General features: G+C 70.7%; 4 protein-coding genes. All 4 read left to right on the forward strand.

Going from position 1 to position 16,025, the window contains the following annotated elements:
• Positions 1-101 precede the first annotated feature (101 nt).
• The 4 genes from IEZ27_RS46250 to IEZ27_RS46265 all read left to right on the forward strand — a co-directional run bounded on the left by IEZ27_RS46250 (position 102) and on the right by IEZ27_RS46265 (position 16,016).
• A complete protein-coding gene (locus IEZ27_RS46250; protein ID WP_189653064.1) occupies positions 102-1,223 on the forward strand; it encodes a serine hydrolase domain-containing protein in 1,122 nt (373 codons plus the stop codon).
• A 160-nt stretch (positions 1,224-1,383) separates the two neighbouring features.
• Complete coding sequence (locus IEZ27_RS46255; protein WP_189653065.1) at positions 1,384-14,514, forward strand: hemopexin repeat-containing protein; 13,131 nt, start codon at positions 1,384-1,386, stop codon at positions 14,512-14,514.
• Between the two features lie 195 nt (positions 14,515-14,709).
• A complete protein-coding gene (locus tag IEZ27_RS46260) occupies positions 14,710-15,261 on the forward strand; it encodes a DUF305 domain-containing protein (protein ID WP_189653066.1) in 552 nt (183 codons plus the stop codon).
• A gap of 59 nt (positions 15,262-15,320) precedes the next feature.
• Positions 15,321-16,016 carry a FadR/GntR family transcriptional regulator gene (locus tag IEZ27_RS46265; protein ID WP_189653067.1) on the forward strand — a complete coding sequence of 232 codons (696 nt, stop codon included), beginning with the start codon at positions 15,321-15,323 and terminating at the stop codon, positions 16,014-16,016.
• Positions 16,017-16,025: the final 9 nt, after the last annotated feature.

Consider the following 16,025-nt stretch of genomic DNA (forward strand, 5'->3'; position numbering starts at 1 on the left):
GTGACGGTCCGGCGTCAGGGCGGTCGGCGATGGTTGGTCACATCACCGGTTCCGCTCCTTGCGGACCGAATGCCCGCAAGGCCCTGAAAGGCATTTGAATCATGACGAACGACAGCGTTTCCGTGGACAACAAGGCCGTTGCCGAGCAGGACCGTCCGGAGCTGCAGAAGATCATCCAGGAGATCGTGCACGCCGGTTTCGTCGGGGTGCAGTTGCGGGTGAACGACGAGCGCGGCGAGTGGGTCGGCAGCGCAGGGGTGCGTGAGCTGGGCGGGAGCGACGAGCCGCCGACGGACGGGCGGTTCCGGGTGGGCAGCGTCACCAAGACCTTCACCGCGGCCCTCGCCCTGCGGCTCGTGGCCGACGGCGTGATCGGGCTGGACGACGTGGTGGCCGACCGCCTGACCGAGTTCGGCCTGGACCCGCGGATCACCGTGCGCATGCTGCTCCAGCACACCAGCGGCGTGTTCAACTTCACCGGTGAGTACTTCGAGGACGGTACGGTCGTGCCGGGCATCGTCTGGTCGGGCAAGGAATGGGTGGACAACCGGTTCAGGACCTACCTGCCGGAGGAGCTGGTACGGCTCGCGCTCTCCAAGCCCGCCCGCTTCGAGCCCGGTACGGACTGGAGCTACTCCAACACCAACTACGTGCTGGTCAAGCTGCTGATCGAGAAGGTCACCGGCCATTCGCTGGCCGACGAGATGCAGCGCCGCGTCCTGGGGCCGCTCGGGTTGTCGGACACCGTCGTGCCGGGCACCTCGACCGACATCGCCGGGCCGCACGCCCACGCCTACTACCGCTACGAGGAGGCCGGCCAGGAGCGGACGGTCGACGTCACCCGCCAGAACCCGTCCTGGATCTCCACCGGCGGCGACATGATCTCCTCGACCCGGGACCTCCACACGTTCCTCTCCGCGCTGCTCGGCGGCCGGCTCCTGCCCGCCCCGCTGCTGGCCGAGATGCTCGACGCGCACCCCAAGGTCGGCTACGGCCTGGGCGTGTTCGTGCAGGACGCCGACCCCGAGCTCGGCACGATCATCACCCACAACGGCGGCATCTCGGGCTCCGCGGCGCTGCTGTACGGCACCCCCGACGGCACCACCACCCTGACCGCCTCGCTGACGTACGTGGACGACGCCGCGATGTCCCAGGCCGAGGCGTTCCAGAAGGTCACGCAGGACCTGGTCAAGGCGGTGTTCGGCGACGGCCGCGGCCGGTAGGCGGCGGCGGGCCGCCCCGGCGCTCCGGTGATCGATTGTCCGGTTGCGGACACGGGGCTGGACCTCCCTGGCACCAGGCGTATTCCTGGAGGGTCGAGTGCCTCTGAGTCGGAGGATCGGAGGACCGGCGGCAGCACAAGAGCTCCTTTGAGGGGGACCCGTGGCCAGGGGCGAATACCTACCGGATTACGAGAAGCTGTTCGACGTCGAGCTGGACTACAAGCAAGAGGACGAGGCCCGGACGGTGTACTCGCCGGGCGCCTATCTCACCGATCTGCTGGGGCTCATGGAGAGCGTCTTCCAGCAACCGTCCCTGCTCGCCCAGGACCGCCGGCCCGATCTGAAGAAGATCCTGCTCGACGCCGAGAACACGTTCACGGAATCGCCGTACCTCGACGTCGTCGTCGAGGTGCTGGAGAAGCTCGTCGGGCAGGATCCGTACGAGCTGATGCTCGGGCTGACCTTCCCGTTCTCGATGCCGTTCTCGCTGGGCGAGGAGCGGTTCAGGAACCACCTGGGCCGGCTGAGGCTGGGCCCGGACGAGCTCTACCGGCTCTTCGCCCCGGACGCCGACGCCGGCACGGTGGCCCGGCTGTACCTCGGCCTGTCCCGCGAGGACGTCACCAACGCCACGACGGCCGCGACCAGCGAGACGCAGATCAAGGGCCTGTACGGGCTGGCCGAGCGGGAGCGGCTGAACGTGCTGGAGAACGTCGAGCGGTTCCGGCGGGCCGCCGGGGTGACCGCGCTGGAGCTGCGCGAACTGCTCGTGCAGGCGGAGGATCCGGACCGGCCGCCGGCGAAGTTCTTCGTCAACCTCGGCGGCGACCCGGTGACGATGTCCGAGGACGGCGTCACGCTGGGGACCATGGCCGGGGGCAAGCCGGGGCCGGTCCCGCCGTACTGGTTCGACCGGGTCAGCAGGCTCGTACGGCTGGCCCGCCGGACCGGGTTGAGCACCACCGACCTCGACCGCGTGCTGACCGTCTGCTGCGGCGGCACCCTGAACGCGGCCGCGCTGCGGACCCTCGCGGTGGTCGTCCACCTGACCCGCGGCTACGACCTGACCGTGGACGGCGTGTGCGGGCTGGTCGTGCCCATCAGGCCGGCCGACTTCGAGGACCTGCCGCCGGTCTCCGGCGACCTCCTGGCCGCCCACAACAAGGAGTACAGGCGCAGGCTGGCACGTTCCATCGAGACGGCCGAGAGCGACATCGTCGAGGTCGTCCGCCGCTACCGGGAACGTTACAACGCCCTTGAGCCGAGCCCGTTCGACCGGGGGGAGATCGGGTTGGCCGCGATCGCGCTGCTCCAGCGCGCGGGCCGGTTCGTCTCGACGCTCGGGATCTCCGTCGGCGAGCTGTTCGACCTGATGGAGATCCTGGAGAGCGATCCGTCGGTGTCGCGGTACTCCACGTTCTCCGTCCTGGGCGGGGTCGAGGCGGGCACCGGGGACTGCTACCGGATCCTGGAGGGGGCGGACCCGGGCTCCAGCCTGTGGCTGGCGCAGACGTTGCGGGCCGTGGCGAGCTGGACGCAGGCCGCCGGGTTCGACACCCGGGAGCTGGTCGAGATCCTGGGCGGCCGGTCGGCCACCCGTGACGACGCGGACCAGGTCGCCGTGCTGGAGAGCCTCAACCAGCGTTTCGAGACGGTCGCCCGCGCGCCCGGCATGTTCGCCGGTGAGCGGTTCGGGGAGCGGGCGGCCCAGGTCGTGCACGACATCGTGGGCAGCCACGAGCACGGGGTCGTCTCGGCGCGGGACGACCGGCTGCTCCGGCTCGACCCGGCGCAGGCCGCCGCGGCGGCGTACGACGCGGTGACCGGGCTCGGGATGATCGTCGCCGACGACTTCGCCGGGCTCGGGCTCGGCGAGCGCATGGCCGGGAAGATCTACGCCCAGCTCGTCTTCTGCGGGCGGCTGCGGGCCGACGGCCGGCTCGTCACCGAGGGCATGCCGGTGAGCGATCACGGGCTGCGGCTGGAGCGGGACTTCGAGTCGTTCAGGGAGCCGCTGTTCAAGCTGATCAACAGCGTGTCGAACGGCACGTCGTCGTTCTACCCGTCGGACCTGGCCACGCTCGGCGGCCTGACCGAGGAGCAGCAGGCCGAGCTGTACGACAACCTGATCTACCACGGCTACGTCGACACCGACGGAGCGGTCACCTCGCCCGGCTTCTTCGCCGACGAGGAGAACGTGGGCCACCTCCTGGTGAACGCCGGCCTGACCGACGTCGCCCCGGCCGTCCTGGACGAGTTGCGCGCCCGGATCGAGCAGTTCCGGCGGGAGCCGCTCGCGCTCGACCCGGAGATCTTCGCCGAGCGCCGGCTGAACGCCCCCAGGCTGGCCGAGAGCCTGCGTTTCAACGGCTACCTCGACGCGAACGGGAACTACCTGGACAAGGTGGCGCTGTCCGCGCTCACGGTCGGCGACTTCGCGCTCGCGATGGAGTTCTACCCGCACCGGCGCTTCATCCTCGACGCGATGAAGCAGCAGATCGCGGTGCTGGAGGAGGAGCTGCACACCTTCACCGCCGACGACTTCACGCCGGTCGCCGACGAGGCGGTCGCGCAGCGGGTGATGGACGCGCTCGACGGCGTCTACCTGAGCGGCGGCCGGGTGGTGGCCGGTCTGGACGACCTGACGCTGGGCGACGGGTTCACCGCGGCGGAGACGTCCGTGGTGGCGGGCCGGATCGCCGAGTGCGTACGGGACGAGCAGCCGTACCGGCTGGACATGGAGGCGCTCGGGGAGCTCGGGTTCGACGAGGACGAGCGGACGCGGGTGGCCGCGATGCTCGTCGCGGCCGGGCACCTCGACGGCGCGCTCGCGGTGCGCCGCGAGGCCCTCGACTACTTCCGCAACGTCGGGAACGCGCTGGAGTTCGCCCTGCCCGGCCTGGAGGACTTCGCCAAGGACGTCTTCTTCCTGCTGCACCCGGTGGCGGTGCGGATCGCGGAGGCGGTCGGCGAGATCACCGGCGCGCTGGAGAGCGGCGCGCGGGCGCAGGAGACGGCGCTGACCTCGGTGCTCGCCGACGGGTTCGGCGTGCCGCAGGCGACGGTCGCGGCCATCTGCGCCGGGGTGGCGGGCAGCCTGCCCGAGGCGCTGGACGTGCTGGTCCCGCCCGTCCTCGTGGCGGGGGACGAGAGCGGCGAGATCACCGCCGTGCCCGCGGACCCGCACCTGCGGGCCGCCTACCGGCGCGTACGGCGCTTCGCGGCGCTGGCCGGCAAGCTCGGCATGGACCCCACGGAGGTCGCGGTCGCGTTCCAGGACCAGGACCTGACCGGCAAGTACCCCGAGCCGCTGGCGCTGCCGCCGAACGTCGAGACCGTCGACGCCGTGCTCAGGAGCGGTGACGGGAACATCTACCTGTTCGCCCCCGGCGGCTACTGGGTGTACTCGGGGGCCACGTACGCGCTGGCCGACCCGCGGCCGAAGTCGCTGATCGACCTGTCGCCCAGGTTCGCCGGGCTGACCGGCGTGGACGCCGCGTTCGCGCACCCCGGCGGCGCCGAATGGATCGTCGGCCGCGGTCTCGACGGCGCCTCGCACCTGTACGTCAAGGAGCCCGGCAGCATCCGCTGGGCCCCGCGCGACCAGGTGTGGGGCAAGGTCAGGAACAACTTCGACGCCCCGAAGCGGATCGACAGCGCGTACGTGGACGAGGACGGCAGGACCTACCTGTTCTGCGGCGACCAGTACGTGCGCTACTCGGGCTCCGACTACTCCGCCGTGGACGAGGGCTACCCGCGCGGCGTCGGCGAGTGGTGGCAGGCGGAGGGCCACGACGCGCCGCTGCCCCCGGCGTTCGGCGCCTCGCTGGACGCGGCCTTCCAGGACGTGGACGGCCGTACGCATCTGTTCACCGGCGGACGTTACCTGGACGTGGGCCGGGGCGAGCTGCCGGTCTCCGCCCGCTGGGGACGCGTCCGCAACACCTTCGACGGCGCCGAGCGCCTGGACAGCGCGTTCGTCGCCCGGGACGGCCGGGCCTACCTGCTGCGCGGCAACCAGACGGTCGCCTACTCCGACAGCCTGGAGAACGACGGCGTACGGGTGGACGACGGTTACCCGCTGCGGATCGAGTCCCGTTTCCCCGGCCTGCCCGGCGAGTTCGAGACCGGGATCGAGGCGGCCTTCACCGACTCCGGCGGGCTCGTCCACCTGTTCAAGGACGGCTGGACGATCGCCGCGGGCGAGTCCGGCGTGGGCCTGCCCGAGCCGACCGCCGACCGCTGGGGGCGGGTCGCCGAGGTGCTGCCCGGCGGGGTGGTGGACGCGGCTCTGGCCGGGCTGGACGGGCGCACGTACCTGTTCAGCGGCGAGCGGTACATCAGGTACTCCGGCGCCGACTACTCGGTCGTGGACCTGGGCTACCCGCGCCGCATCGCCGGCGACTGGGGCGGGCTGCGCCGGGTGAACGCCTCCTTCGTCCTGGACGGCAAGACGTACCTGTTCGGGGTCGGCGGGCGGCTGTTCGACCTGCCTCTGGCGCAGGCGCCCGAGCTGGACGCGGGCCGGTTGTCGCCCGCGCTGCGCCGCCGGTTCCTGGAGCACGGCCTGTCCTTCGCCGAGGGCGCCAGGGTGCGCGGCGCCTCCCCGGAGTGGCACGTGAGCACCGAGCAGGGCGTCGAGGTCACCCTCAGGAGCGACCCGCTCCAGATCGAGGTGCACGCGGACGGCGGCGACTTCTACGTCCGCTACGCCACCAGGGACTACACCACGCCCGACGCCGGCTATCCCAAGCCGGTCTCCGACAACTGGTGGAACCTGCCGGCCACGCTGGTGGCCGATCCGGACTTCACGGTGATCGACGCCGTGTTCACCGGGGCGGACGGGCAGACGTACCTGTTCTCCGGTGAGCGGTTCGTCGTGTTCGACAGCAGGCACCGCTGGTGGTCGGAGCCCCGTACGCTCGCCGGGCACTGGGACAGCCTGCCGTTCAGGCAGGTGGACGCGGCCTTCGTCGGCAAGGACGGCCGCACGTACGTCTTCTCCGGCGGCCGGTACGCGCGCTACTCGACCGGCGACTACACCGAGATCGACGACCGCTACCCCGCCGACGTACGGGCGTTCTGGGGCAACGTGGTCAGCCGGATCGCCAGGACGGGCCGGGTGGACGCCGCCCTGGTCATGGACGCGACCGAACTCGTCGACGGCGCCGAGGTGACCAGCCGGTACACCTACCTGTTCTCCGGCGACCAGTACGTCCGCTACCTGGGCGACGACCTCACCCACGTCCAGGACGGCTACCCCCAGGCCCTGTCCGCGCTCTCCCGGGAGCCGAGGCTGGCGCACCTGGACGTCAGGCTGGACGCCGTGGACGCGGCCTTCGCCGATCGCCGCAACGTCTACCTGTTCCGCGGCACGAGCTGCCACGTCGTCTCCGACACCCTCCACCGCCGTTACGACGACCTGGCGATCGACGGCGTGACCTGCGCCTTCGTCGAGGACGGCGCGGTGCTCACGCAGGACGCCGGCGGCTGGAGCAGGCGCCCGGCGCTCGAAGGGCCGCCGGTCGCCCCGGCGCGGGTCAGGCCGCGGTTGTTGCGGGCGGTGCCGGAGGAGTTCAGGACGGGGCTCGACGCGGTGCTGAGCGGCGCGGACGGGAACACGTACCTGTTCAAGGGGGCGTCGTGCTTCAACACACGGCTGAACAGGGACTATCCGCTCACGGAGGAGTGGGGACGCCCCCGTAACACGATTTATCAGGACAACGCGGTGGATGCGGCGTTCGTTGGGCGGGACGGGAAGACGTACCTGTTCAGCGGCGACCAGTTCGTCGTCTACACCGACGTCGACTCCACCATCGACGGCGAGCCGCGCCCGGTCGCCGACCACTGGGGCGGCCTGGACAACGTCGTGCTCGCCTACGTACGGGCCGGGAAGACCTACCTGTTCGAACGGCCGGACGGCGACGGCAACCTGCGCCACGTCGTCTACTCGGGCGCCGACTACACCCGGCCCGACGACGGCTACCCGGCGCCGGCCGACGAGAGCTTCTGGGACGTGCCCGAGTCCTACCGTGTGCCCGGCCGCACCAGGCCGGACGCGGTGCTGTTCGAGGGTGACACCATGCTCCTGCTGTTCGGCGAGCGCTGCGTGCGGTTCGACGAGACGACCCGCGAATGGTCCTACCCGCGGCCGTCGGAGCGGATCTGGCGCGGGTTCGGCCGCGGCCTGGAGCCCGGCGACGCCCTGCGCACGGCCTTCACCGCGCCGGACGGGTCCACGTACTTCTTCTTCGCCGAGCAGTACGCCAGGTTCGCCGACCGGGCCTTCGGGCCGCTCGCCGCCATCCGCGAGCGGTGGGGCAGGTCGCCCAACCCGTTCGTCGCCGACGGCGCCGGCGCCCGCGTGGACGCCGCCTTCGTGCACAGGGGCGAGACGACGTACCTGTTCTCGGGCGACCACTATGTCCGTTACACCGGCTCGGAGTACCGCTACGTCGACCCGGGCTACCCGAAGAAGATCATCGGCAACCTGCGGCACGAGGAGGCGTTCGCCAACCTGCCCGAGTCGTTCGACGACGCCATGCAGGACCGGGCCGGGTCGCGGATGATCGACGCCGTCGTCGCCAACGACCGCACGGTCTACGTCCTCGCCGGCGGCTCCTGCCACGTCGTCTCCCGCGCGGCGACCGGTGTCGTGGACCTGGCCGCGCTCGGCCGGGTCAGGAACACCATCACAGAACGGGAGAAGGTGGACGCGACCCTGGTCAAGGGCCCGCACACGTACCTGTTCTCCGGCGACCAGTACGTGCGCTACACCGGCACCGAGTACGAGTTCGCCGACGACGGCCACCCGCGCACGATCGAGGCCATGCCGCCGTACGAGCTGGGTGTCCAGTCCTGGCCCGAGGCGTTCGCGGACGGTCTCGACGCGGCCTTCCGTACGGCGGGCGGCACGACGTACCTGTTCAAGGGCACGCAGTACCTGCGCGCCGACGGCACGTCCGCGGCCCGGCCGATCACCGACCAGTGGGGCAAGGTGCGCAACGCCTTCACCGAGGGCGCGGCCGTGGACGCCGCCTTCGCCGCGCCCACCGGCGAGCTGTACGCCTTCAGGTCCGGCCAGTACGTGCGCTACCGTCCGGGCGAGCTGGAGTACGTCGAGCAGGGCTACCCGCGTACGGTCAAGGACGACTGGGGCGACCTGCCCGGCCGCTTCGAGACCGGCCCCGACGGCGCGTTCGTCTTCGAGGGCCGCACCTACCTGTGCCAGGGCCCGGAGTACGTGCGCTACTCCGGCGGCTACCACGCCGTGGACCGCACCTTCCCCCAGCGCTTCGCCCACCGCTGGTCCGACACGGCCGAGTACCGGCTGAGCGACGTGCACACGATCACCAGGTTCGTCGACCTCGTCCGGGCGCGGCCCGACGGGCTGGCCGCGTTCCTGCTGGACGGCCCGGCCTCGGTCGAGGACCCGTACCGGTACCTGGCCGACCTGTTCGGCTGGGACCTCGACGAGGTCAGGTGGGCCAGGCGCAACGCGGCGCTGCTCACGCCCGTCACCTCCGAGGAGGACCGCTTCGAGGTCGAGTTCCTGCTCCGGCTGGTGGACCTGTTCGTGGTCACCGACCGGCTGGGCGGCGCGCCGTCCACGCTGTACGCCGACGTCTGGCGGAACGCGTTCGGCGGCGACCTCGACGCGGCCTGCACGGCCCTGTACGGCCTCATCGAGCGCCTGCACGCCCCGGAGGAGTGGACGGCGCTGTCGGCGACGATCCACGACGAGATCAACGTGCTCAAGCGCGACGCGCTGGTCGCGGCCGCGGTCGGCGCCGGCGTCCCGCAGGAGCTCTACGACCGTTTCCTGATCGACGTGGAGATGGGCGGCGAGGGCCGCACCTCGCGGGTGCGCGAGGCCATCGCGGCGGCGCAGCTCTATCTGCACCGCTACCTGCTCGACCTGGAGCCGGTCACCCTCCACGACGGCGACGAGCCGGACGGGCTCAGGCAGCGGGTGAAGACCTGGTGGGCCTGGATGCGGAACTACCGCGTCTGGGAGGCCAACAGGAAGGTCTTCCTCTACCCGGAGAACTACCTGCGCCCCGAGCTGCGGACGGCGAAGACCCCGGCCTTCGAGGCCCTGGAGGATGACCTGCTTCAGGGCGAGATCACGAGGGACAAGGTCGAGCAGGCGTACAAGCGTTACCTCGACGAGTACACCGAGGTCTCCAGGCTCGCCATCGCCGGCGGCTACGTCTACGCCGAGGACGGCGCGGACGAGGGTGTGCGGCGGCTGGTCATGTTCGGCAGGACCAGGACCGAGCCGCGGCGCTACTACTGCCGCGAGGCCGAGTTCAGGGACGGCGCGAAGTTGTCGGCCACCTGGGAGCCGTGGCTCAAGGCCGACGTGCAGATCGAGTCCGAGCGGGTGTACCCGGTGCACGCGTTCGGCCGGGTGTTCGTGTTCTGGCCGGTCGTCGAGACGGTCGCGCCGGAGGACCCGTCCGGGACGAAGATCACCGCCACCCGTACCGGCGACACCGACACCCAGGAGGTCACCGCGCCGCCGCCGGCGCACCGGGTGCGGATCTCCTACTCCTTCCGCAACCTCAACCACGAGTGGGTGGCCGCGCAGGTGCTCCCCGTGGAGGAGCGGCGGGACGCGCCGATCAGCGACGTGCGCCTGTACGTCCAGGCGTCGGCCACCGTGCCCGGCGAGGGCGCCGGCGCGCACGACTCGATCGTGATCACCTGCTTCTACAAGGTGGACGGCGAGGAGGACCACTCCTCCTTCGCGCTCACCCCCGAGCTGTACGCCGTCCGTGCCGAGGGCGTGCCCGAGCCGCTGCGCGCGACCAGGCTGAAGCAGATCTTCGACGATCCGATCGAAGAGTCCAAGGTCGTGCGGTTCACGATGCCGGCGCACGAAGAGCTTGAGATCGGCGCGTGGCTGAGCGTGGACCACAAGGGCGGCAGCTTCCTGTGCCGTCCGGTCAGCCCGCCCGGCGGCAAGGACAAACTCCTGTCACTCAGTACGAACACCGACAGGCTGCCCACCGGCTGGAACCCGATCGACGCCGCGGTGGAGCTGCCCGGCGGAACCCGGTACTTCTTCAACAACGCGGGCCGCTTCTACGTCGAGCTCGCCACGGACCGCCCCGACGCCACCCGCCTGAGCCGGCTGCCGATCGCCGGCCAGTGGGGGCACGTGCCCACCCCGCTGTACCAGTCGGGTGTCGTGGACGCGGTGCTGGTACGCGGCGGGCAGACGTACCTGTTCGCCGGTCCGGAGTACTACCGCTACTCGGGCTCGCCGTTCGGGCTGCTCGACGAGGGCTACCCGAAGCAGCTCGCGACCAACGAGGAACGCCTGCCCAAGTGGCCCAAGGTGGACGCGGCCGGGTCGCTGCCCGGCGACAAGGAGTACTTCTTCTCGCGCGAGCTCGGCTACGTCGACTCCGACTCGCTCGACGCGCCGCGCAAACTCCCCTGGACGCTGCCCGGCGGGGCCAAGGTGGACACGATCCTGCTGCGGGACAAGGTGTTCGTCTTCTCCGGCGACCAGTACTTCCGCTTCTCCCTCGACGGCGGCCTGGACAAGGGCTACCCGCGTCCCCTGGCCAAGAACACCGACGGCCTGCCGCAGTCCGGCCGGGTCGGCGCCGCCTTCGTGTACGGCGACGGCGCCTACTTCTTCGACAACACGACCAGGACGTACGTCTCCATCACCTCGAAGGACCGCAAGGAGTACGTCCAGAGCGACCCGTCGCCGACCAGGAACCTGGGCAGGGCCGGGACGCTGGTCTCCCGGCAGGGCGTGGACGCGGCCTACGTCGCCGACGGCCGGCTGTACCTCGCCAAGGGCGCGGAGTACGTGCGCTACACGCTGACCGGCGACACGATCCCCGACCTGGTCGACCGCGGCTACCCCAAGCCCATGGGCCAGACCGTCCGGGCCGTGTTCACCCGCGCCGGCAGCCGGTACGCCTTCTCCGGCACCGACTACGCCGTCCTGGAGGACGGGCAGGAGCTGGGCGGCCACCTGGTCTTCTCCCCGGTCGCCGGCAACTGGGGCGGGCTGCCCGACGACTGGGCGACCCGGCTGACCGGCGTCCTGGACAGCAAGAACCTCTTCCTGTTCCTCGGCGCCGAGTACGTCAAGTACGCCCCGGAACGCCCCTACGAGGTCGCCTCGCTGCCGCACGAGATCATCCGGCTGACGTCGAGCACGGCGTACCGGCTGAACAAGGCGCTGCTGACCGGCGGCGTGGCCGAGCTGCTCGCGCCGCGTACGCAGGAGATCGACGAGCTGCCCGCCTTCAGCGAGACCGACTCCGGGCCGACCACGATCAAGGTGGGCCCGCAGGTGGTCAAGCAGGGTTATCCGACCAGCTCGCACCTCGACTTCCAGAGCGGCAACGGCATCTACTACTGGGAGGTCTTCTTCCACGCCACCGTGCTCATCGCCCAGGCGCTCAACAACGCCCAGCGCTTCGACGAGGCCCGCACCTGGTACGAGTACGTCTTCGACCCCACCCAGCCGAGGTACTGGCGTTTCCTGCCGTTCCTGTCGGTGGACGTCAAGGCGCTGGTCACCGGCTGCCGCGACGACCTGCGCGAGATCGGTACGGAGGCCGACAAGGTCGCCGGGCTGCTCAACCCGATCCTGCGCGCGCTGGAGGCGCTGGCCTCGGCGTACCAGGTCCACGACCTGTCCACGGACGAGGAGGGCTACCTGGCCGGGCTCGCCTCCGACGGGCTGAAGGAGGTCCAGGGCGCGCTCGCCGACACGGTGGTCCCGGCACGGGCCCGCCGCGCGCTGGACGGCCTGGGGGAGAAGGTCGCCATGATCGGCCGGCTGCGCCGCCAGTACGACCTGGTGGGTGACTGGGACACGATGATCCGGACGTACATGGACGATCCGTTCGACCCGCACGCCATCGCGGACCTGCGCCCGTCGGCCCACCGCCGCGCGGTCGTGATGGCCTACGTCGACAACCTGCTCGACTGGGGCGACATGCTCTTCCGCCAGTACACGGGAGAGAGTCTGGACGAGGCCAGGATGCTCTACATCTTCGCCCACGACCTGCTCGGCCCGCGGCCGGAGAACCTCGGGCCGCGGGCGCTGACCCCGGCGCGCAGCTACGAGCAGCTGACCGCGGGCGGCGCGCCCGCGCCGTCCAGGAACGGCGCCATCGCCGAGCTGACCGCGGGCGGCGCGCTGCTGAAGGGGGCCGGCGAGGTGCACGGCAGCATCGACAACCCCTACTTCCACATCCCGGGCAACAGCGTGTTCCTCGACTACTGGACCCGGGTCGAGGACCGGCTGCGCAAGATCAGGGCCTCGCTCGACATCATGGGCATCAGCCGTCCGGTGCCGCTGTTCGAGCCGCCCGCCGACGTGATGGCACTGGTCAGAGGGGTGGCCGGGGGCGCTTCGCCGGACCAGCTCGCCCTGGCCGCCGCCGTGCCGGTGCCGCACTACCGCTTCGCCTTCACCTTCCGCAAGGCGCAGGAGCTGGTGGACAAGCTGCGGCAGTTCGCCGGCGACCTGCTCAGCGTGCTGGAGCGGCACGACGCCGAGGAACTGGCGCTGCTGCAGAACAGGCAGGAGGGCACGATCCTCGGGCTCAACCGCGCGATCAAGGAGGCGCAGGTCCAGATCGCCACCGAGGGCCTTCTGGAGCTCCAGGTGAGCAGGAAGAGCGCCGAGGAACGGGTGCGCTACTACGAGGGGCTGATCGCCGCCGGGATGTCCCCACTCCAGCAGGCCCAGATCGAGGTCATGACGGGGGCCGCGGTCGCCCACTTCGTGGGGGCCGGGCTCAAGGTCGGCGCGGCGGTCGCCGCCGCCCTGCCGCAGATCCTGATCGGCCCATTCATCATCGGCACCGAGGAGGGCGGCATCCAGGTATCGGACGCGCTCAACACCGGCGCCGACATCGCGACGACCACGGCCGAGGGGCTCAGCGTGCTCGGCGAGCTGTTCGGCGTACGGGCCGAGCAGGAGCGCATGGCCCAGGACTGGGCCTTCCAGCTCGCCATCTCCCGGAGCGACGTGGCGCAGCTCGGCCACCAGGTGGCGGGTGCGGAGCTCCAGGTCAAGGTCGCCCAGCGGGAGCTGGAGGTGCTCAAGCAGGAGATCGCCAACCAGGAGGCGGTCGGGGCGTTCATGACGAGCAAGTTCGCCAACGCCCAGCTCTACCAGTGGATGTCGGGGCGGCTGTCCGGGATGTACTTCCAGTCGTACAACCTGGCGTACGAGATGGCACGGGCCGCGCAACGGGCCTTCCAGTACGAGCGTGGCATCCCGGAGGGCGAGGCCGACTACATCCGGCCGACGTACTGGGAGAGCCGGCGCAACGGGCTGCTGGCGGGCGAGAGCCTGTCGGTCGACCTGGAACGGCTCGGCCAGGCGTACGTCGAGAGCGACGCGCGCGGTCTGGAGATCACCAAGAAGGTGTCGCTGCTGGCCCTCGACCCGCTGGCCGCGCTGAACCTGCGTACCACCGGGCGGTGCGAGTTCGCGCTCACCGAGCCGCTGTTCGACCGCGACTTCCCCGGGCACTACCGGCGGCGGATCAGGACGTTGTCGGTCACGTTCGAGGGGCCGGAGGGGCCGATCGGGCTGAACGCCACGCTCACGCAGCTCGACAGCAAGATCGTGCTCAGTGCCGATCCCAAGGCGGTCAAGTACCTGATCGACCCGAAGGGGCCGATGCCGTCCACGCTGCGGGCCAACTGGCGGGCCGGGCAGCAGATCGCGCTGTCGGACCTGGAGGAGTACAAGGACAACAACGGCCTGTTCGAGCTGCGCTTCGACGACGACCGCTACCTGCCCTTCGAGGGCACGGGCGCGGTGTCCCGGTGGCGGCTGGAGCTGCCCGCCGGCGGCGCGCCCGCCCTCAGGGACGTCGTGATCACCGTCAAGTACGCCGCCGAGCAGGGTGGCGAGCTGTTCGCCAACGCGGTGAAGGGCATGCTCAAGCCGTACCCGGCGGCCCGGTTCTTCGACGTCGCCACCGTGTTCCCCGACCAGTGGACGGCCTTCGCGGAGGGCGCCGAGGACGTCCTGACGTTGCCGTTCACGACCGGGATGTTCCCGGGCATGATCGGGCGGCAGATCACGGGCGTCTACGCGGCGTACGCGCCGGGGACGTCGGCGCGGCTGCTGCTCAACGGGGACCGGCGGCTGGCGCTCAACGACGGCAAGCTCCTGTCCACACCGGGCCTGCTGGTGGGCGGCGCCGGGTGGCCGCTCGCCGTGGAGGGCGACCGGGCGACGCTCACCGGCGTCGGCCTGATCCTGACCTACCGCGCCGGCGTCCGGTGATCCACGCCAGCCGGGACCGCTGACCCGAACGAGGAGGTGCACGCCTTCATCAACGACCAGGCCCGCGTGAGCGGCGGCTCGCTCCACGGCCGCCGCCTCAACGAGCTTTCCGAACGCTTGACAGGGGCCCTTGCGCGCCATGGCGAAATCGTCTAACTCTTAGGAAGGTTTCCTTTTTAATGGAAGGCGCGCAGAGTGGCCGCAACCCCCCGATCCAGCGCCCTGAAGCTCGTCCTGGCGGCCCTCGGCCTCCTGCTGGCCGCCGCCTGCGGGACGGCCGGGGCCCAGGCCCCTCCCGTGAACGCCCAGGACGTGATGTTCGTGCAGATGATGGTCCAGCACCACCGGCAGGGCATCGAGATCGCCAAACTGGGCACCGAGCGGGCGACCGATGAGCAGCTCAAGATCCTCGTCGCCGCCGTGGCCAGCACGCAGCAGGACGAGGTCGAGATGATGCTGCGCTGGTTGTACTCCTGGGAGCAGCCGCTCACGGCCGCGTCCGGCTCGCACGACCACCACGGCGGCATGCCGGAGACCGACCGCAAGCAGATCCGGGCGCTGAAGAAGTCGAAGTCCTTCGAACGCGACCTGATGACCCTGCTGATCGCGCACCAGGGCGACGCGATCAAGATGGCCGACACCGAGGTGACCGCCGGGGCCGATCCGGCGGTCAAGGAGTGGGCGGCGCAGGTCCAGGCGTCCAGGAAGGCGCAGATCGACCTGATGAAGGACCTGCTCAAGCGCTGAGCGGAGAAATCGCCGGGCGTCGTAGACGCGCGTCGGAATAAGTGATTAGATCACTTGATATGTCCGAGGTTGCGCGGCCGACGCTTTCCGACGCTCTGACCGAGCGCATGCTGGAGCTCATCCGTACCGGGGGGCACCGGCCGGGCGACAGGCTGCCCTCGACCAGGGAGCTCTCCCAGCGTTTCGCCGTCACCACCCCGACGCTGCGCGAAGCGTTGCGCAGGCTGGAGGCCACCGGGGCCATCGAGCTGCGGCACGGCTCGGGCATCTACGTCGGCGCCGACATCGAGCGGCTCGTGCTGCCCAACCCCAACATGCGCGAGATGCACGCCGCCCAGCTCCTCGAACTGCTCGGCGCGCGGATCGTGATCGAGCCGCCGCTGGCCGCCATGGCCGCCGAACGCGCCGAGGGCCCGGAGCTGGCCGCGCTCAAGCGGGTGCTCGACGAGGCCGGCCGCCACCTGCGCGGCGAGGACGCCGAGCTGCACGAGGCCAACATGTCCTTCCACCGGGCCACCGCGCGGATGGCGGGCAACAGCGTGCTGGACGAGGTCGTCGACTCGCTGCTCACCGTCCACGGGCCCGAGCAGCGGGAGATCCTGCAGATCTTCGACGACCGGCGCCGCGACTACGAGGAGCACCTGGCCATCCTGGAGGCCATCGAAGCGCGCGACGCCGCCGAGGCACAGGCACGTATGCGGGCCCATCTGGTCGACGTGAAGACCGTCATCGAGCAGAGGTTGCCCCCCAGATAAAGCAAGTCC

This window comes from Nonomuraea spiralis (genome assembly GCF_014648435.1).
Lineage (GTDB): Bacteria > Actinomycetota > Actinomycetes > Streptosporangiales > Streptosporangiaceae > Nonomuraea > Nonomuraea spiralis.

Bases quoted from the DNA above. Each gene is read 5' to 3' on its own strand.
- IEZ27_RS46265 (WP_189653067.1), top strand. From the start codon at position 15,321: ATGTCCGAGGTTGCGCGGCCGACGCTTTCCGACGCTCTGACCGAGCGC.
- IEZ27_RS46250 (WP_189653064.1), top strand. From the start codon at position 102: ATGACGAACGACAGCGTTTCCGTGGACAACAAGGCCGTTGCCGAGCAG.